Raw genomic sequence first — 19595 nt, 5'->3', positions numbered from 1 at the left:
GTTCGCCGACCCGTTGGCGGAGCATCACCCAGAGGGAGGGCACAGCGATGACTGTGCACACGAAGGGATCTCGCAGGCCACTGCTCGCCATCCTGGCTGCAGTCGCCGTGGTGGCGGTCGGCGGCTGCGACAGCGCGTCGGAATCATACGACCGCACGGACCCGACAGCACGCGCATCGGTGTCCGGTACGCCGGGCGTGGCGCGGGATCTCGTCCGCCTCCGCTACAAGGAGGTCACCGAGTCCGACGCCGGAGCGGTCGAGATCATTGCTGACGGCAACCGTAGGTACCGGATGACGGTCTACACCGGTCCGGAGGCCGGGTCGTTCCAGGTGTGGGACGGAGACACGATCCTGACCTACAACCTTCACGGCGACCCGAAGTACCAACGACAGGAGCAGCCGAACGAGGACGAGTTCCCCAGGCCGACCTTCTTCTTCACCGGAGGGACGGAGGCGTTCCGCCAGACCTGCCCGAACGCCCGCCGGCTGGGCCCGAAGACGGTCCTCGGCAGGAGCGCGGTGCGGTACGCCTGCGACAAGGTCGTGGCGGAACCAACGGCACCGATCGAGCCCAGGGAGGCACGGGAGATCGCGTTGGACGAGCAGACCGGCCTGATGCTGCAGGACGGTCCGGACGCCCCGGCCGAGGTGACCTTCGGCCCACCGACCAACGCCGGTACCTTCTCCACCAGCCTGCCCCCGGGCGTCGAGGCGACACCATCGCCGGGCGGTGAGGAGACGGCAGAAGGGGCGCTCGGGGGTTTCCTGGTTCCGGCGGTCGGCGGCGGCCACCTCGACGCCGCCTCGTACCGGGGCAAGCCTGTTGTCGTGGTGACGGGACCTGCCGACGGGATCAGGACGGAGGTCGCTCGCCTGTTGCCGATGACGGCGGGTGGCAAGAAGCCCGCGGTGATCGGACTACTGATCGCGATCCCACCCAGCGACTGGAAGGGCACGCTGCTGAATCCGGCCGACGTGAAGGCCTTCGTGGACTCGGTCGACCAGACCGCCGGGCGGTTCGCGGTACCGGTCGGCATCGATGTCAAAGGGGCCGCCGGATATTCGATGACGGGCGGCATCCCGGAGATGCTGCCCAGTGAGCCGGGCTACGAGACCTCGGTGGCGATCGCGATGGTGAACTCGATCGGCGACCTGGCCCGCGTCACGCTCGCCGACGAGGTCGACGACGCTGAGTTGCGCGGCTGGCTGGCAGGACTCTCGTGATCAGGCTCCCCAGAAGTCGTCCTCTGCCTTCTGGTCACCGGAGAAGAGCCAGACCTCGACGATCTGGCCGTGGGCGACGCGGAGCAGGTCGACACCGTCCATCGTCATCTCGACCTCGTCGCGGCGGGCCCCGAAGCGGATCGCGGCGGCCACCAGGTCGCCGTTGAGCATCGGCGGCGCGATCAGTTCCAGCTCGAAGGTGCCGGCGCTGGCCGCCATCATCCCGCCGATCATCGCGTTCACCGCGTCGGCGCCCTCCTGGGTGCCGGAGAACTGGTTGGCGCCCGGCTGGTGCCAGACGATGTCCGGCGCCAGGAAGCTGCCGACCTTGGCGAAATCCTTGGCCATCAGCGCGTCGAAGTACTGCTGCGCGACCGCGACCGGGTCTGTCATCTTCCTCCAGAGCTGGGATTGATCCTTCTGGAGGCCAATCCCTACTATTGGTGACCGATCACCTCAAGGTAACCATGGACGGGGCCGCGATGGTGATCAGCGTGCTCGAGGACGGGCCGCTGCGCTTCGGCGACATCCGGTCCGCGCTCGAGGGCATCAGCGCCAGTCACCTCAACTACCTGACCGGAAGAAGTCCTTCAAGGCATCGACCAGCACGTCCTGGGAGACCTGGTGGAACTGGCCATCCAGCGCGGCCAGGCGGGCGCTGGGGAGGGTGGCGGCGGTGGTTGCCACCGCGGACTGCATCCAGGCGGGGCTGCCGGTGCTGTGGATGGCGAGGGTTTCGGCGGAGATCTTGCTCAGCAGGTCCGTCGGGAGCGAACTGTCGCCCATCTGGAGGGCGTCGTAGACGAGGGTGGGCGCCATTGCTTCGAGGGCGGTCCACATGGGCGTGCCCTTGAAACCGTCGACCATCTCCTGGGGCTGGCCGACTGCCTCGACCATGAAGAGTTCGGCGGCGCCGCCCGGGTTGCCGGTGGCGATGAACTCCTGGAGGCGCTCGAGGTAGCGGTCCGGGGCCGGCGGTGCGCCCTCGACGCGGAACGGCGGCTCCATCACGGCCAGTTTGTCGAAGGGGACGCCTGCCGCGACCGCCCGGAAGAGCAGCATCACGCCCGACGAGTCGGCCGACGCGTAGACGGCGCCGGTCACTTCGCGGAGGGCTGCCAGGTCCTCGATCTCCCGCTCGACCGCGTACGGCGCGGTGTCGGTGCTGTCGCCACGACCACGCCGGTCATAGGTGATCACGGTGAAGTCCGGGGACAGCGCGGTCGCCAGCGGTTCGTAGTACGAGCGGTCGGTGAAGGCGCCGGCGATCAGGATCAGCCCTGGACCGCTGCCGAAGGTGTCGTACGCGATCGAGGTGCCGTCCTTGGAGCTGACCTTGTTCATGGGTGCTTGCCTTCCCATCAGTGCGGTGATCTTGCCAACGCGTCGAACGGGCACCTCCGACTTCGACCGCCTCGCACTGTGACGTGGATCACACCGAACCGCGACCCACCCGAGATCTACCCCCGCCTCGCCCAGCCACGTAGTGTTGGATTATGTATACAGACGAACGGTATGCCGTAGGCGCTCCTGCCGGTGCCCGGTCGCGGAAGCGAGGCTGATCCGCCATGCTGCTGCGCCAGCTCGAGTACCTCGTCTCGCTCGCCCGGGAGCGGCATTTCGCCCGCGCGGCCGACGCCTGCTACGTCTCCCAGCCGTCGTTGTCCGCCGCGATCCGCAAGCTCGAGCAGGAGCTCGACGTACCGATCGTGCGGCGCGGCCGGCGGTTCGAGGGCCTCACCCCCGAAGGCGAACGGGTGCTCCTCTGGGCACAGCGGATCCTCGCCGAGCGGGATGCGCTCCGGCACGAGCTGTCGGTGATGCGGGGTGGCCTGACCGGCACCCTGCGACTCGGCGCGATCCCGACCGCGATGCCGGTCGTCTCCCTGCTGACCACGCCCTTCTGCGAGCGCCATACCCAGGCGCGCGTCACCCTGGAGTCGCTCTCGTCCCGCGACATCACCCAGAAGCTGGCCGAGTTCGAGCTCGACGTGGCGATGACGTACCTCGACGACGACACCCTCGGCCAGGTCCGCAAGACCCCTTTGTACGAGGAGCGCTACCTGCTGCTGACTCCCGAGGACGGCGGCCTCGCGGAGTTGCCGGTGGCAACGTGGGCGCAGGTGTCGGAACAACCCCTCTGCCTGCTGTCACCGCAGATGCGGAACCGCCGGATCATGAACGGCTACTTCACCGACGACGGCGTGACAGCCACGCCCGCGATCGAGAGTGACACAGTCAGCGGGCTGTACAGCCACCTCCGCGGCAACCACTGGTCGACCGTGATCTCGCACGCGTGGCTGCACATGTTCGGCGTACCGGCGGGCATGCGGGTGGTACCGCTGAAGAGCCCCGCGCACGGACCTCGCGTCGGCCTGGTGATCGCCGCGAGAAGCCCCGAGCCGGTCCTCGCCCGAGCCCTGCTGGACGTCGCCCGCCAGGCCGGCGTACACACCGCTCTGGACGAGTTGCTCGACGTCCATCTGATGAGTTCCGGCTATTCCGCGCAGTTCAACTGATAGCGCGGCCCTATCCCGACATAGCCAGCAAGTCTTTGACCGCCGTGAGCGGGGCGAGCCACCGTTGAAAGGGACGAAACCCCTTCAGACGTTGAGGAGTTGCCCATCATGGCCAAGGTCCTGTGTGTGCTGTACGACGACCCCAAGGACGGGTATCCCACCAGCTACGCCCGCGACGACATCCCCACCATCGAGTCCTACCCGGGCGGCCAGACCGCGCCCACCCCGAAGGCGATCGACTTCACCCCCGGCACTCTCCTGGGCAGCGTCTCGGGCGAACTGGGTCTGCGTGACTTCCTGGAGAGCCAGGGCCACACCCTGGTCGTCACCTCTGACAAGGACGGTGAGAACTCCGTCCTCGATCGGGAGTTGCCCGACACCGACGTGGTGATCTCGCAGCCGTTCTGGCCCGCCTACATCACCGCCGAGCGGATGGCGAAGGCGCCGAACCTCAAGCTGGCGATCACCGCCGGCATCGGCTCCGACCACGTCGACCTGGACGCCGCCACCAAGCACGGACTGACCGTTGCCGAGGTCACCTACAGCAACAGCATCAGCGTCGCCGAGCACGTGGTGATGATGATCCTCGGTCTGGTCCGCAACTACCTGCCCTCCCACCAGGTGGTGCTCGACGGCGGCTGGGACGTCGCCGACTGCGTGTCGCGCTCCTACGACCTCGAGGGCATGCACGTCGGCACCGTCGCCGCCGGCCGGATCGGTCTGGCCGTACTGCGCCGGCTCGCGCCGTTCGACGTGAAGCTGCACTACACCGACCGGCACCGGCTGCCCGAGTCGATCGAACGCGAGCTCAACCTCACCTTCCACCCGGACACCGCGAGCATGGTGCCGCACTGCGACGTGGTCACCGTCAACGCGCCGCTGCACCCGGAGACCGAGGGCCTGTTCGGCGAGGACCTGCTCGCCACCATGAAGCGCGGCACCTACCTGATCAACACCGCCCGGGCCAAGATCGCCGACCGGGACGCGATCGACCGCGCCCTGCACAGCGGCCGCCTCGCCGGGTACGCCGGGGACGTCTGGTACCCGCAGCCGGCGCCCGCGGACCACCCGTGGCGCACGATGCCGCACCACGGCATGACCCCGCACATCTCCGGCTCGTCCCTGTCCGCCCAGACCCGGTACGCCGCGGGCACCCGGGAGATCCTCGAGTCCTGGCTCGCCGGCACACCGATCCGCGACGAGTACCTGATCGTCGACGGTGGCCGCCTGGCCGGCGCGGGCGCCCACTCGTACTCCACCAGATAACCCCACGGCGCTCGCCGTGTAAGCGGGATCACGGGCGACGTAACCGGGATCACGGGCGACGTAACCGGGATCACGTGAGACGCGGGCATAACCGGTGAGTACGGCTGGTTGAATGTATGCAGTAGCCAGTATTTCCAGAAAGTCTCCGGCGACCGAGCCGGAGCGGAGAGGGAGAAATGATCTTCACCCGTAGGTTCGGCGCTCTGGCGGCTCGTCCGCAGTTCCCGGATGCACCGGAGCTGCAGCAGGAGCTGGACATCGACGTCGACCTGGAGCAGCACGACGACAAGGACGGCAACCAGCCCGCCGACGGCGACCGCACGCGCGAGACGACGGCCGCCTGACCCCTCGCCCGAACGGGTGCTCCGGACAACGGTGTCGCAGCGACGGGACACCAGGAACTCCGGCTCCACGGCGGCGGACTCCCCGCGGAACGGAACTCCAGGGATCCGGAGCACCGGAAACAGGCGATTCACCCTCGGCACTTGGTAGACTGTCTACCAAGTGCCGACATGCTTTTCGGGAAGGACCTCATGACCACTATCAGCGCGGGCCCGGACTCCACCTCCGACTCCCCCGGCGTCCGGCACGTCAAGCGGCCGACGCCCCTGCGTGAGTCGGTCTACGAGGCACTCACCGAGATGATCATCGACGGCACCCTGGAGCGCGGTCGGCACCTCGTCGAGGTCGAGCTGGCCGGCATGCTGGGCGTGTCCCGGCAGCCCGTCCGAGAGGCCCTCCAGCGGCTCAACAACGAGGGCTGGGTGGACCTGCGGCCCGGGTTCGGCGCGATGGTGCACGTGCCCGCCGAGGACGAGGTCGACCAACTGCTGGCGGCCCGCGCGGCGCTGGAGTCGGAGTCGGCGCGCCTCGCGGCCCGCAACCCCGACAAGGACGCGGTGGCGAAGCTGAGGGACCTCTGCAAGATCGGCGCGAGCCTGCAGGAGTCCGGCGACATCGACGGTGCGGTCCGGACCAACGCCGAGCTGCACGGGCTGATCACCGAGATGTCGGGGAACCGCTTCCTGGTGGACTTCGCCGGCCAGGTGGACCGACGGGTCCGCTGGTACTACACGCCCGTGGCACCTGTGCGCGGCGCGGCCTCCTGGCGCGAGCACAGCCGGCTGGTGAAGGCGATCAGCGACGGCGACGAGGACAAGGCCGCGCAGATCATGCGGGAGCACACCGAGCACACCCGCAAGGCGTACCACGACCTGCGGAGCGGCGCGACGCCCGAGGAGGGTCTGGTCATCGAGAAGAAGACCACCCGGCGCCGCCGCAGCGCCGAGTGAACCACCTGTACTGCGACGTACCGCAGTACAGGTGGTCCAGGACGAGCCGGTCACTCGGCGGAGACCTCCTCCGCCACGGGGACCGGCTCCTTCGCTTCCGCGCGCTCGTCGCGGTGGGACTTCACCAGGCTGGCGACGGCGGTGACGGTGAGCGTGCCGAGGATGATCGCCAGCGAGACCAGGATCGGGATCTCCGGCGCCCAGGAGACGCCGTGGTGGTGCAGCGCCTCGAGGATCAGCTTGACGCCGATGAAGCCGAGTACGACTGACAGCCCGTAGGACAGGTAGACGAGCCGGTCCAGCAGGCCGCCGATCAGGAAGAACAGTTGCCGCAGGCCCATCAGCGCGAAGGCGTTCGCGGCGAACACCAGATAGGCGTGCTGGGTGAGCCCGAAGATGGCCGGGATCGAGTCGAGCGCGAACAGCAGGTCGGTGGTCCCGATCGCGATCATCACGATCAGCATCGGGGTGGCGAACCGCTTGCCGTCGACGCGGGTGGTCAACCGGGCCTCGTGGTACCCCTCGGTGGTCGGCAGCACCTTGCGGACCTTGGCCAGGACGATGTTCTCCTTGAACTCCTCCTCCTCCTTCGAGGTGGCCAGCTTCCAGGCGGTGAAGAGCAAGAACGCGCCGAAGAGGTAGAAGACCCAGTTGAAGTGTGCGATCGCCTCGGCGCCGATGGCGATGAAGATGCCGCGCATCACAAGGGCGAGCGCGACGCCGACCAGCAGCACCTTCTGCTGGTACTGCCGGGGCACGGCGAACCGGCCCATGATGATGATGAAGACGAACAGGTTGTCGACCGACAGCGAGTACTCCGTCAGCCAGCCGGCGAAGAACTCCCCGCCGGCCTCGCCGCCGGCGACCAGGGTCAGCCCGACGCCGAAGGCCAGCGCGATGCCGACGTAGAAGGACACCCACAGGGTCGCCTCGCGCAGGGACGGTTCGTGCGGCTTCCTCGCCACGATCAGGAAGTCCAGCACCAGCAGGGCCAGCAGGGCGGCGATGGTGATGATCCACGCCGACATCGATACGTGCATGAGCTCCTCCACTTGGATATGCGGCCGCCCGCGGCTGTTGATGGACAGACGCGGGCGGCTGAGAGGGCGTTGCTACGGCACTTGCCAGGCGGTGCGTTCAGCCCGGCTGTACTTAATTCCTTCCCCGCCCCACCGCCCCGGTCGTCTTGCGGTGACGATCGGTGGCCGCCTTGCGTTCGGCCAGTGAGTCGGCGAGCTCGACGTACTGCGCGACGACCCGGCGGGCGTACAGGTTGTGGTCCAGGATCCTCGGCCACCAGTGCCGGCCGAGTTGTTCGTGCATCCAGATGAACCCGATCGCGAAGCCCATGCTGAGCAGGGCCCGGAACGCGAGGAATTTCCACGGTTCCGCCGGTAGCCCCGGTGTACCGGCAACCGACCACTCGGTCACCACCGAGTGCGCCAACAGGGCGAGCGGGAACCCGATCACCCAGTAGACCGCCGCCGGGGCGAACACCCCGGCAGGGATCTTGCCGAGCGCCAGCAGAACGGCGTACCCGGCTCCGAACAGTGCGAGTGGGATCGCCAGGCCGAGGCCGGTGACCAGCGCCCAGCCGATGGGCCGGCCGACGAACGCGGCCAACCCACCGGCGACGAGGCCGGCTGCGATTCCCACACTTGCGGCGGGCACGGAGAACTCCGCCAGCTGCCGAACCTTCGCGCTGTCGGTGACAGTCATGGTCAGCCCACAACCACGCCGAAGCGAACCAGGCTGTAGAACAACATGCCCAGGTAGAAGACCGCGCCGAAGCCGATGATCACGTTCCGGATCGGACCGGGCCGGATCGGTTTGGGCAGCAACTTGTTGTTCACCAGGAGCAACACGATGCAGTAGGCGCCCATCGCGAAGGTGGACAGGAAGGCGAGGATGTCCAGGATTCCCGCCGGACCGTCGGCCGGCCCGAACAGCAGGATCAGGATGCCGAAGGTGATCACGCCCCACAGGAACCCGGCGTACAGACGTGACATCGAGAAGCGCTTGGCGCCCGGGACGAAGTAGTACGTCATGTCCGCCTGGCCACGGGAGAACGAGTCGAACAGGCCGAGCGTCGCGTTCAGGCCGATCAGGGCGATGAAGGCGAAGAACAGCGTGCCCAGGATCGGGCTGCCGGCAGACGCGAAGGCGTCCGACATCGCCTTCAGCGCAGCCTCCCGGTCACCACCCTCGATCAGCCCCGCCACGTCCGGATTCTCCCGGGCCGCCGACATGGCCAGCACGGTGAACGAGATCGTGACGAGCATCGTGATGCCCCAGAAGAGCAGCAGCGCGTCGAAGGTGACCCACTTGCGCCAGCCCTTCCACTTCTGCAGCTCCTCGGGGTTCTCGGTGTCGAACATGTAGCCCCGCGACGGCATCGACTCCGCCTCGTCCGCCGACCGCAGGCCGCGGATCTTCGGGATGTGGGCGCCCATGCCGGCCCCGCTGTCGCGCAACTGCAGCGTGTACCACATCTGCTGCATGCCGGACGGGCCGGCGAAGGCGATCGATCCGACCAGGATCGGGAACCAGGCCTCCGACAACGCCTTGTCCGGCAGGTAGCCGAACGCGAACATGCCGGAGATGGTCTGGGCCAGGTCGTCCCAGCTGCCCACGATCGCCGCGATGATCGAGGTACCGACCACCAGGAAGCCGATCAGCAGGCCGAGTAGCTTCTCCAGGAAGTTGTAGATCACCGACAGCATGCTGAACAGCACCCCGACGAACACCAGCGCCACGCAGGCTGTCACCTGCCATGGAATGCCGGTTATCTCCTCGAACGCGGCCGCACCGGCCGAGAGGTGCCCCGGCCAGACGTAGATCAGGATCGCCGCGACGTAGAAGAACCACATCAACGGTTTGAACACCCGGGCGGCGCCGAAGAAGATGCTCTCACCGGTCGCCATCGCGTACCGGGCCATCTCCATCAGCACGAACGCCTGCAGGGTGACACCGACCATGAACAGCCACCGGATGTCCGGACCGAACACCAGGACGAGCCGGGGCCACATATAGGACTCACCCATGCCGACGCCCAGCGCGACCAGGAAGACGGTCGGACCGAGGATGTGCAGAGAGGGCGGTGCCTTCGGCAGCGCGCGGATCGGCATCGGCTCGAGTCGGCCTGCCTTCCAGACCCGTTCGGTGCCAACCGCTGACGCGGGCTCTTCGGGTACTTCAGAGGTCTTGCTTGTGACGTCCAAGGCGGACTCCTTAGATCGACGCCAGCTGACGAGACTTATCGCTCCCCCGTGCACTCCTCCCTGACCAAACGCATCACCGTCTCTCTTGGGATCAAGTCGTTGTGTTGCGGCTGACTAGGAACCGAGCGGACCCGCGTTCCGGGCCCATCGGTACTTCGCGCCGAGCACCTGGACCGGCGTCTCGGTGGTGTACGGGTAGGCGACCACGCCGTGCTCGAACAGGTACTGGCTGGCCTCCTCGACCTCGACGTCACCGGACAGCGAGGCGACCACCGGCTTGTCGATGCCCTTCGCGCGGTACTCCTCGACCACCTCGGCGACGAGCTTCGCGAACACCATCGGCGGCGTCACGATCGTGTGCCAGTAGCCCAGGATCAGCGCGTGGATCCGCTCGTCCTCGAGACCGAGCGCCACCGTGTTCCGGTACGTCGACGGCGGCTCGCCGCCGGTGATGTCCACCGGGTTGCCGGAGGCACCGAACGGCGGGATGAACTTCTTGAACGCGGCGTCCAGGTCGGCCGGCATCGACATCAGCTGCAGGCCGTTGTCGACACAGGCGTCCGACAGCAGGACGCCCGAGCCACCCGCGCCGGTGATGATGACGACGTTCTCACCCTTCGGCGTCGGCAGCAACGGGATGCCCCGGGCGTACTGGAGCATCTCGTTCAGCCCCGGGGCGCGGACCACGCCGCTCTGCCGCAGGATGTCGTCGTAGACCTTGTCGTTGCCGGCCAGCGCGCCCGTGTGCGAGCTCGCGGCCCGGGCGCCCATGTCGGTCCGGCCTGCCTTGAGCACGACGACCGGCTTCTTCTTCGACACCCGAGCCGCCGTCTCGGCGAACGCCCGGCCGTCCTTGAGATCTTCCAGGTGCATGGCGATCAGGTTGGTGTTGTCGTCGGTCTCGAAGAACGTCAGGAGGTCATCTTCGTCGATATCGGCCTTGTTCCCCACCCCAACGATCGCGGAGACGCCCATCCGGCTGGACCGGCTGAAACCCAGGATCGCCATCCCGATTCCTCCGCTCTGTGATGAGAGCGCGACACTGCCCTTGACGTCGTACGGCGTGCAGAACGTCGCGCAGAGGTTCTCCGGCAGGTAGTAGTAGCCGTAGATGTTCGGGCCGAGAATACGCACGTTGTGCTTCTTGGCAATCGCGACGACCTCGTCCTGGAGTTCCTGCTCGCCGGTCTCGGCGAACCCGGACGGGATCAGGATCGCCCCGGCGACACCCTTCTGGCCGCACTGCTCGAGCGCCCCGCCGACGAACTTGGCCGGTACGGCGAACACCGCGACGTCCACGTCGCCCGGCACGTCGGTGATGCTCGGGAACGCCTTCAGCCCGAGCACCTCGCCGCCCTTGGGGTTGATCGGGTAGATCTCGCCCTGGTAGCCGCCGTTGACCAGGTTCTTCATCACCGAGTTGCCGATCTTGCCGGCCTCGTTCGAAGCGCCGATCACGGCCACCGCCCCGGGCTTCATGATCCGGGTCATCGCGGTCTGGATCTCTTCCTGGCTGTAGCGGTCCACCGGCTTGCCGGCCTCCACGTCCACGATGATCCGGAAGTCCACCGCGGTGGCGCCGTCCGGCCCGGCCAGCACCGGGTTCAGGTCGACCTCGGCGAACTGCGGGAAGTCCCCGACCAGGTCCGACAGCTTGCTGATGATCGCCGCGATGGCGTCCTTGTCGACCGGCTTGGCTCCGCGGACGCCGTTCAGCATCTCGTGAGCGCTGATCCCGTCGACCATCGAGCGAGCTTCTTCGGGCGTGGTCGGCGCCAGCCGGAAGGTGACGTCCTTGAGCACCTCGACGAGCACCCCACCGAGGCCGAAGGCAACGATCTTGCCGAAGGTCTGGTCGGTCACCGCGCCGACGATCACCTCCTGGACGTCACCGCCGGTGACCAGCATCTTCTGCACCTGCACGCCGGTGATCTCCGCCTCGGCCTGGTAGGCCTTCGCGTTCGCGACGATCTGCTGGTACGCCGTGACCGCGGCCTCGGCGCTGTCCACGCCGACCACCACGCCGCCCGCCTCCGTCTTGTGCAGGATGTCGGGCGAGACGATCTTCAGCACGACCGGGAAACCGATCTCGGCGGCGAGTCCGGCTGCTCCCTCGGCAGTCGTGGCCAGCCCTTCGCCCGGCGTCGGGATGCCGTACGCGTCCGCGACCTGCTTGGCCTCGGGGGCACTGAGCGAGGTGCGGCCTTCCGCCAGAGCCTGGTCGAGGATGGACTGGACGGCTGCCTTGTCATATGTCATGCCTGCTCCTCAGAAGCGTGGTTGTGCGGCGTTCGCCGGTCAGACGACGCCGGCGGCCTTGAGTTCTTCGAGCTCGGCGGTGTCGATGCCGAGCCCGCCATAGATGGCGGAGTTGTGTTCACCGAGCCCGGGCGAGGTCTCCACCTGGACGGGCGAGTCGGACAGCTTGATCGGGCAGCCGACGGTCTTGAAGGTGCCGCGCTGCGGGTGCTTGACCTCGACGACGGCGCCGAGCTCGGCCAGCGTCTCGTCCTCGATCAGTTCCCGGGTGGACAGGATCGGGCCGCACGGCACGTTCAGCGCGTTCAGCTTCTCCATCACCTCGAACTTGGTGTGCTGCTCGGTCCAGGTCTCGATCAGCGCGAACATCTTGTCGAGCTTGTCGAGCCGGGCGGCCGGCGTATTCCAGTCCGGGTCGTCGGCCAGCTCGGGCTTGCCGATCAGGTTCGCGATCGGGGCCCAGCCGGGCGGCTGGACGATCACGTAGATGTAGTCGTTCGGGCCGCCGGGCGCAGTCCGGACCGCCCAGCCGGGCTGGCCGCCGCCGGACGCGTTGCCGGAGCGGGGAACCGCGTCGCCGAAGTTATCGTTCGGGTATTCCTTGAGCGGGCCGTGGGCGAGCCGCTGCTGATCGCGCAGCTTCACCCGGCTGAGGTTCAGCACGGCCTCCTGCATGGCGACGGAGACGCGCTGGCCCTTGCCGGTGGCAACGCGCTGGTAGAGCGCGGCCAGGATGCCTGCGACCAGGTGGATCCCGGTGCCGGAGTCACCGATCTGAGCTCCGGTGGCGGTCGGCGGGCCGTCCTCGAAGCCGGTCGTGCTCATCGCACCGCCCATCGCCTGGGCGACCACCTCGTAGGCCTTGAAGTCCTCGTAGCGGCCCGGGCCGAAGCCCTTGATCGAGGCGTAGATCAGTTCGGGGTTGATCAGCTGGAGGCGATCCCAGGTGAAGCCCATCCGGTCGATCGCGCCGGGGGCGAAGTTCTCCACCAGGATGTCGGAGTCCTTCACCAGGTCGGTGAAGATCTCCTTGCCCCGCTCGGACTTCATGTTCAAGGTGATGCTGCGCTTGTTGCAGTTGAGCATGGTGAAGTAGAGGCTGTCGACGTCCGGGAGGTCGCGCAGCTGCTGGCGGGTGATGTCACCCGTCGGCGCCTCGAGCTTGACGACGTCGGCGCCGAGCCAGGCAAGGATCTGTGTGCAGGACGGTCCGGACTGCACGTGCGTCATGTCGAGTACGCGAACACCTTCAAGGGCCTTACCCATAGTGGTCCTCCAGTACTGGGCGGCGGTACGCCGGGAGGGACGTACCGCCGCCGGGGATCGCTACTTGTACATGGTCTGGTTCATCGTTCCGGGCGCGTACGCGTCCGGGTCCACCCACACGTTGATCAGCGACGGCAGCCCCGACTCGCGGGCCCGCTGCATGGCCGGTCCGATGTCCTTGGGGTCGCGGACCTCCTCGCCGTAGCCGCCGAGCATCTTGGCGAACTCGTCGTACTTCACGTCGCCGAGGGTGTTGCCGATCCGGCCGCGGGCATGGCCGTACTTCGCCTCCTGGCCGTAGCGGATCTGGTTCATCGACGAGTTGTTGCCGACGACACCGACGAACGGCAGGTTGAACCGGACCAGCGTCTCGAAGTCCCACCCGGTGAGCGAGAAGGCACCGTCACCGAAGAGTGCGACGACCTCCTTGTCCGGCCGGGCGTACTTGGCCGCCATCACGAACGGGATGCCGACGCCGATGGTGCCGAGCGGCCCCGGGTCCATCCAGTGGCCGGGTGACTTCGGCTGCACGACACCGCCGGAGAAGGTGACGATGTCGCCGCCGTCACCGATGTAGATCGAGTCCTCGGTGAGGAACTCGTTGATCTCGTGCGCCAGGCGCAGCGGGTGGATCGGGTTGGCGTCCGACAGCTGCCGCGGCAGTCGCTTCTGGTACGCCGCGTCCTCCTCGGCGCGGAGCTCGCTGAACCAGGCCTTCCGGTCGCCGGCCTTCTGGATCCGGCCCGACGAGGCCTGGGTCACCGCGGCCAGGATGGCGCCCGGGTCGCCGACCAAGCCGAGGTCGATGTCGCGGTTCTTGCCGACCGTGCGGTAGTCCATGTCGATCTGGACCACGGTCGCGCCCTTCGGCAGCCGGCGGCCGTAGCCCATCCGGAAGTCGAACGGGGTGCCGACGATCAGGATCAGGTCGGCGTTGTTGAACCCGTACCGCCGGGACAGGTGGAAGTGGTTCGGGTCGCCGGGCGGCAGGGTGCCGCGGGCCGAACCGTTCATGTAGGCAGGGATGTTCAGCTTGCGGACGAAGTCGATCGCCGCGTCGCTGCCCCGCGAGGTCCAGACCTGGGTCCCGAGCAGCACGACGGGCTTCTCGGCCCGGGCCAGCAGGTCGGCGAGCGCTTCGATGCTCGCCGGGTCGCCGATGCTCTTGGTGGAAGCGCGGTAGCGGCCGGCCTCCGGGATGGTCGCGGACTCAACCGGGACCGAGTTGTCCAGGATGTCGCGCGGGATCTCCAGGAAGGACGGGCCGGGGGCGCCGTTGTAGCACTCACGGAAAGCCATCGACACCATGTCGGCCACCCGGGCGGTGTGCGGCACTGTGGCGGCGAACTTGGTGATCGGGGTCATCATGTCGACGTGCGGCAGGTCCTGCAGCGAGCCCATCTTGTGCTGGTTCAGCGCGCCCTGGCCGCCGATCAGCAGCATCGGGCTCTCCGCGCGGAACGCATTCGCGACACCGGTCACCGCGTCGGTGGTGCCCGGGCCGGCCGTGACGACCGCGCAGCCGGGCTTGCCCGTCATCCGGGCGTAGCCGTCGGCGGCGTGCGCCGCGACCTGCTCGTGCCGGACGTCGACGACGGCGATGCCCTCGTCGACGCAGCCGTCGTAGATGTCGATGATGTGACCGCCACAGAGCGTGAAGATCACGTCGATTCCCTCGGCCTTGAGGGCCTTGGCCACCAGATGCCCGCCCGAGATCGTGGCGGTGCTCGGTTCCGGTTCGGTCACTTCCGCAACCGCGTTTGATTCGGACACTGTTTGCGCCATCTGTGCAGTCATCTCCTCGAGGAAGGCCGGTCTGGGTTCACGGAGCGACACTTCGTAGATTGCATACCGTATGGTGTAGTCGTAGTCATATCGCACCGTCGAACCCGTTGTCCAGAGGTCGGAACCCGGCAGAATTCTTGAGGACGACTGTATGCAGTATCCCGTATGCTTGTCACTACCAAGCGGCGATTCACCTCGCGAACCCGGGAGCTGCGATGACGATCCACGACGAGCTCGGCCAGACCCGCCGCGCACTGCAGAACCTCGAGAAAGCCCTAGCGGGGTTGCGGAACCAGCTCGGCCCGCACCTCGACGTACTGCGGCTGATCGATGACGTGTCCCGCTGCTCGACGGACCTTCGCCGGCTGGAGGAGCAGGTCGGCCCACCACGCCTGCACGAGCTCATGGTGATCCCGGACGACGACCGCGACCACGGTCTGTGGGGCGCGGCCGACGTCGACCACGAGGGGCTCGGCGCACCAGGCCGCCGAGGGGGTGTCTGACAGTCCCCTGCCCCCTGAGGCGGTCAGACCGTTGCGAGGCACTGTTTCAGCAGCCGCCTGAGTCGTACGTCGCTGTCGCCGCCCGAGGCCCGGGCGGTCACAGCGACGGCCTCAGCGGCGTGCTCGGTCGCCACGAACCCCCGGTAGAACGACTCGCTGAGGTTCAGGCGGTCGAGCACGGGGAGCCACCAGCGGGCGAATCCGCCCGGTCTCTGGTCCGCAGGACGTGAGGCCAGCAGATACAGCGCGGTCTCCTGAGCGCCGGCCAGCCGTCCACGTTCATCCTTGGTGATGCAGTTCGGGTCCGGACTGGTGAGTGCGGCTGAGACACAGAGAGCAACCAGGCGGGCGGAACTCTCGAAGCCCGCCTGGGCGGTCGCCAGGAACGAAGGTGCCAGAGGCAACAATGCCCGCCGCCCTGCCGGGCTGCTGTAGTCGTGGACCGTCCGGGCCACTGCGCCGAGGACCGGGTGCACTGACGATGGTCTGTCGGTCCAAGGCTCCTTGGCCAGCTTCGAGACGAGCTCCATCACGCAGGGCTCGGAACGTGCCACCCGGGCGTAGTAAGCGTTGCCCTGGGCACCTTCGGCGTACAGGTCCGTGGGAGTGCCGGGGCCGCTGAGCGAGGCCCCGGCTTCCGTGCGGCTCACTCGCCCGGTCCGGCGACCGGCGTTCCCAACTGAGGTCGGACTGGCAGAGCTGGGCGGCCAGGTTGCTTGAGGAAACGCACAGTGAGGGCCGTCAGCAGACCAAGCAGGCCGGCGCCGAGGAAGACCGGGCGGTAGCCGATCGCCGCCACCAGGCTCGCGGTCACACCGACGCCTACCAGGCCACCGACAGCCTTGGCGCTGTAGAGGATCGCCTGGTTCTGCAGCAGGCTGTTCTCGCCGAAGAACTCGAGCACCAGGTTCGCCATGATCGCGTAGAAGGCGCCACCACCGAGACCGGCGAACATCGCGCAGAGCACGAACGCCCAGCCCACCCCGGCCTCGCCCGCCAGCACCAGTCCGACGTGCGTGAAGCCCTCGACCATCAGCACCGCCGCAAGCACGCGGCGACGGCCGAACCGCTCGGACAGGTCACCGGCGAAGGACCGGCCGAGACCGTTGACCGCGGCAAGCAACCCGGCGGCGAACCCGGCGACCGCCGGCCCGAGGCCGGCCTCGATCGCGTAGCTGACGACGAAGGCGATGCCGAACAACGACAGCGCAGTACTCAGTGCCAGCGTCAGCCACATCAGCGGCAGCGCGCCGGTGCGCATCGCCTCGGCCGGACGGTAGTGACGGACCGCAGGGAGGTTGTTCGGGATGCTCCGGTTCAGCTTGCGGTCGACCGCCCACACCTGCGCGTCGATCTCTGCCGGCCACCAGTGCCGCGGCGGATCCCTGAGCGCTCCCCCGGCTGTCAGGACGATCAGGAGAGCTACGCCGGCCATCAGGTCGAAGACGAGTCGATGCCCTCCAGCCGAGTCGAAGATGGTCAGCAGCGCGATGCTCGGGACCGCTCCCACCGCGAAACCGCCGGTGACGAACCCGATCGTCGCGACCCGCCGGTCGGGGAACCACCTGGCCGCGGTCGTGATGCAGGCCGCGTAGACCAGCCCTGCCCCGGTGCCGCCGACCACGGCATAGCCGAGTACTACGGTGGCGTAGTTGCCCGAGTGCGCCAGTGTCGCGAGCCCGATCGCCGCGAACACCCCACCCAGTACTACGAGTTGGGTCGGCGAGGTTCGGCGTACTCGCTGGGTCCAGGCCGCGGGGATCGCGACCAGTGCCTGGCACGCCACGAACAAGGCGAGCAGCCACATGGTCTGCACAGTTCCCCAGCCCCGGCTGGATTCCAGGCCAAGGGCCGCGGAGCCGAAGGAGTACTGGAGTGGACTGATCGCGACCATGCAGGCCCAGGTGGCCCACAGTTGCCACTGCCTGGAGTGGCCGGTGAGCTCTCGGGCATCTTCGCCGATGCGATACCGGCGGCCGTAAACGTCGCGCACGTCCCGTGGAGGCGTGCTGGTGGTTGCTTCCTTCATGAGGTCGCCTCCTGACTACTGCATACCGTATGGAGCTTTGGTACTCCTCCTCGCTACTCCTTGTCCAGAGCCCAACACCGATCGCCGCGGTCTTGTGAAGGAATGTGCATACAGCATACAGTCGTCACACTCTCGCGTCCGAGCTGTCCGAGGAGGACTTCCCGTGGATCTGATGGAGTACCAAGCCAAAGAACTCTTCGCCCGGCACGATGTGCCGGTCACTCTCGGCCGGGTGGTCGAGGACGCGGCGGACGCCGCCGGAGCCGCCGAGGCGCTGGGCGGCCGGGTGGTGGTCAAGGCGCAGGTGAAGGCCGGTGGCCGAGGAAAGGCAGGCGGCGTGAAGCTGGCCGCGACTCCCGCCGACGCCACCGACCGGGCCCGCGACATCCTCGGGATGGACATCAAGGGCCACACGGTCCGCCGGGTCTTGCTCGCTCCCGCCGCCGACATCGCCGAGGAGTACTACTTCTCGTTCCTGGTCGACCGGGCCAACCGCAACTACCTGTGCATCGCGAGCACCGAGGGCGGTGTCGAGATCGAGGAGGTCGCGCACACCAACCCGGGCGCGATCGCAAAGGTGTCCATCGACCCGGCCACCGGGGTGGACGAGGCCAAGGCGGCCGAGATCGTCGCGGCCGCGGGATTCCCGGCGGAGGCGGCGTCCGTCGTACAGCAACTGTGGGCGGTGTTCATCGCCGAGGACGCCTCCCTGGTGGAGGTGAACCCCCTGGTGAAACTTGCCGACGGTTCGCTCGAGGCGCTCGACGGCAAGGTCACGCTGGACGAGAACGCGGCGTACCGGCACCCTGACCACGCGGCCTTCGACGACAAGGCCGCCGCGGACCCGCTGGAGGCCGCCGCGCAGGAGAAGGGCCTCAACTACGTCAAGCTCGACGGCTCGGTGGGCATCATCGGGAACGGAGCTGGGCTGGTCATGTCGACCCTCGACGTGGTCGCGTACGCGGGTGAGGCGCACGGCGGTGTGAAGCCGGCGAACTTCCTCGACATCGGCGGCGGCGCCTCGGCCGAGGTGATGGCCAACGGGCTCAGCATCATCCTCGGCGATCCGCAGGTGCGCAGCGTGTTCGTGAACGTGTTCGGCGGGATCACCGCCTGCGACGCGGTCTCGAACGGCATCGTGCAGGCGCTCGCGCTGCTGGGCGACCAGGCGAACAAGCCGCTCGTCGTCCGGCTGGACGGCAACAACGTGGACGAGGGCCGCCGGATCCTCGCCCAGGCGAACCACCCGCTGGTGACGGTTGTCGACACCATGGACGGCGCCGCTGACCGCGCCGCCGAGCTGGCCGCACAGGCCTGAGGAGGCAGACGGATATGGCAATCTTCCTGACCGAGAAGAGCAGGGTCGTCGTGCAGGGCATGACCGGGGCCGAGGGGCAGAAGCACACCAGCCGGATGCTTGCCGCCGGCACCGATATCGTCGGCGGCGTGACGCCGGGCAAGGGCGGCCAGTCGGTCGACTTCGCCAAGCGGTCGATCCCGGTCTACGACTCCTGCGCCGACGCGGTGAAGTCGACCGGCGCCGACGTGTCGGTCGTGTTCGTCCCGCCGCGGTTCACCAAAGGCGCGGTGATCGAGGCGATCGACGCCGGCATCCCGCTGGTGGTGGTGATCACCGAGGGCGTGCCGGTGCACGACACCGCCGCCTTCTTCGCGCACGCGCAGGCGGCCGGGAGCCGGATCATCGGCCCCAACTCCCCCGGCCTGATCAGCCCGGGTCGCGCCAACGCCGGGATCATCCCGGCCGACATCGCCGGCCCGGGCCGGATCGGACTGGTGTCCAAGTCGGGGACGCTGACCTACCAGATGATGTACGAACTGCGGGAGTACGGCTTCACCACGGCGATCGGGATCGGTGGCGACCCGATCATCGGCACCACCCACATCGACGCACTGCGGGCGTTCCAGGACGACCCGGACACCGACGCGATCGTGATGATCGGCGAGATCGGCGGCGACGCCGAGGAGCGCGCGGCCGCGTTCATCAAGGACAACGTGACGAAGCCGGTGGTCGGTTACGTCGCCGGATTCACCGCGCCCGAGGGCAAGACGATGGGCCACGCCGGCGCGATCGTGTCCGGCTCGACCGGTACCGCGGCCGCGAAGCAGGAGGCGCTCGAGGCGGTCGGGGTCAAGGTCGGCAAGACGCCCAGCGAGGCCGCGCGGTTGATGCGCGAGGCGCTCGAACAACTCCTGGTTCACTGAGAAGGG

The 19595-nt window shown here is 67.9% G+C and carries 18 protein-coding genes; 8 read left to right on the top strand and 10 right to left on the bottom strand.

The features are described from left to right. Positions 1-47: 47 nt before the first annotated feature. Positions 48-1226 carry a hypothetical protein gene (locus EV644_RS30930; protein ID WP_132192587.1) on the top strand — a complete coding sequence of 393 codons (1179 nt, stop codon included), beginning with the start codon at positions 48-50 and terminating at the stop codon, positions 1224-1226. Here the strand turns inward: EV644_RS30930 and EV644_RS30925 are convergent, their stop codons facing one another. Beyond that, a complete protein-coding gene (locus tag EV644_RS30925; protein WP_132192585.1) occupies positions 1227-1619 on the bottom strand; it encodes a nuclear transport factor 2 family protein in 393 nt (130 codons plus the stop codon). 171 nt (positions 1620-1790) lie between these two features. Further along, the gene (locus EV644_RS30920) at positions 1791-2570 is read right to left on the bottom strand and encodes an alpha/beta fold hydrolase (protein WP_158292969.1); all 780 of its coding nucleotides are present in this window, start codon (positions 2568-2570) and stop codon (positions 1791-1793) included. 224 nt (positions 2571-2794) lie between these two features. Between EV644_RS30920 and EV644_RS30915 the strand changes: the two genes are divergently transcribed. The 4 genes from EV644_RS30915 (at position 2795) to EV644_RS30905 (ending at position 6303) form a co-directional block, all read left to right on the top strand. Then, entirely contained in the window at positions 2795-3745 is a 951-nt protein-coding gene (locus EV644_RS30915) for a LysR family transcriptional regulator (RefSeq protein ID WP_132192581.1), read from the top strand. A 108-nt stretch (positions 3746-3853) separates the two neighbouring features. Next, complete coding sequence (locus EV644_RS30910; protein WP_132192579.1) at positions 3854-5011, top strand: NAD-dependent formate dehydrogenase; 1158 nt, start codon at positions 3854-3856, stop codon at positions 5009-5011. A gap of 176 nt (positions 5012-5187) precedes the next feature. Beyond that, the gene (locus tag EV644_RS45580) at positions 5188-5355 is read left to right on the top strand and encodes a hypothetical protein (protein ID WP_199240087.1); all 168 of its coding nucleotides are present in this window, start codon (positions 5188-5190) and stop codon (positions 5353-5355) included. Positions 5356-5544: 189 nt separating this feature from the next. Continuing rightward, positions 5545-6303, top strand: a complete 759-nt coding sequence (locus EV644_RS30905) for a GntR family transcriptional regulator (RefSeq protein ID WP_132192577.1) — start codon at positions 5545-5547, stop codon at positions 6301-6303. 50 nt (positions 6304-6353) lie between these two features. Here the strand turns inward: EV644_RS30905 and EV644_RS30900 are convergent, their stop codons facing one another. The 6 genes from EV644_RS30900 to EV644_RS30875 form a co-directional block, all read right to left on the bottom strand. Further along, positions 6354-7343, bottom strand: a complete 990-nt coding sequence (locus EV644_RS30900) for a TerC family protein (RefSeq protein WP_132192575.1) — start codon at positions 7341-7343, stop codon at positions 6354-6356. Between the two features lie 112 nt (positions 7344-7455). Continuing rightward, complete coding sequence (locus EV644_RS30895; RefSeq protein WP_132192573.1) at positions 7456-8022, bottom strand: hypothetical protein; 567 nt, start codon at positions 8020-8022, stop codon at positions 7456-7458. 2 nt (positions 8023-8024) lie between these two features. After that, positions 8025-9524: an Nramp family divalent metal transporter gene (locus EV644_RS30890; protein ID WP_132192571.1), complete on the bottom strand. Its 1500-nt coding sequence runs from the start codon at positions 9522-9524 to the stop codon at positions 8025-8027. A gap of 114 nt (positions 9525-9638) precedes the next feature. Then, positions 9639-11783: an acetate--CoA ligase family protein gene (locus tag EV644_RS30885; protein ID WP_132192569.1), complete on the bottom strand. Its 2145-nt coding sequence runs from the start codon at positions 11781-11783 to the stop codon at positions 9639-9641. Between the two features lie 39 nt (positions 11784-11822). Then, positions 11823-13049: a formyl-CoA transferase gene (frc, locus tag EV644_RS30880; RefSeq protein ID WP_132192567.1), complete on the bottom strand. Its 1227-nt coding sequence runs from the start codon at positions 13047-13049 to the stop codon at positions 11823-11825. Between the two features lie 60 nt (positions 13050-13109). Beyond that, positions 13110-14795 carry a thiamine pyrophosphate-binding protein gene (locus EV644_RS30875; RefSeq protein WP_241999016.1) on the bottom strand — a complete coding sequence of 562 codons (1686 nt, stop codon included), beginning with the start codon at positions 14793-14795 and terminating at the stop codon, positions 13110-13112. Positions 14796-15049: 254 nt separating this feature from the next. Between EV644_RS30875 and EV644_RS30870 the strand changes: the two genes are divergently transcribed. Continuing rightward, positions 15050-15337: an Rv0250c family protein gene (locus EV644_RS30870; RefSeq protein ID WP_132192565.1), complete on the top strand. Its 288-nt coding sequence runs from the start codon at positions 15050-15052 to the stop codon at positions 15335-15337. Positions 15338-15360: 23 nt separating this feature from the next. On the opposite strand, the gene EV644_RS30865 is transcribed toward EV644_RS30870, so the two are convergent. Further along, positions 15361-15987, bottom strand: a complete 627-nt coding sequence (locus EV644_RS30865; RefSeq protein ID WP_132192563.1) for a hypothetical protein — start codon at positions 15985-15987, stop codon at positions 15361-15363. Continuing rightward, complete coding sequence (locus tag EV644_RS30860; RefSeq protein ID WP_132192561.1) at positions 15984-17366, bottom strand: OFA family MFS transporter; 1383 nt, start codon at positions 17364-17366, stop codon at positions 15984-15986. The genes EV644_RS30865 and EV644_RS30860 overlap by 4 nt, the downstream gene beginning before the upstream one ends. A 163-nt stretch (positions 17367-17529) precedes the next feature. Here EV644_RS30860 and sucC point away from each other — a divergent pair, with 163 nt between their 5' ends. Both sucC and sucD read left to right on the top strand, forming a co-directional pair. Next, entirely contained in the window at positions 17530-18684 is a 1155-nt protein-coding gene (gene sucC / locus EV644_RS30855; RefSeq protein WP_132192559.1) for an ADP-forming succinate--CoA ligase subunit beta, read from the top strand. A gap of 14 nt (positions 18685-18698) precedes the next feature. Next, a complete protein-coding gene (sucD, locus tag EV644_RS30850) occupies positions 18699-19589 on the top strand; it encodes a succinate--CoA ligase subunit alpha (RefSeq protein WP_132192557.1) in 891 nt (296 codons plus the stop codon). Positions 19590-19595: the final 6 nt, after the last annotated feature.

It is taken from the genome of Kribbella orskensis (assembly GCF_004342085.1).
GTDB lineage: Bacteria > Actinomycetota > Actinomycetes > Propionibacteriales > Kribbellaceae > Kribbella > Kribbella orskensis.
Note: the sequence above shows the minus strand (reverse complement) of the source record. Positions and strands in the feature narration are given on the sequence as shown.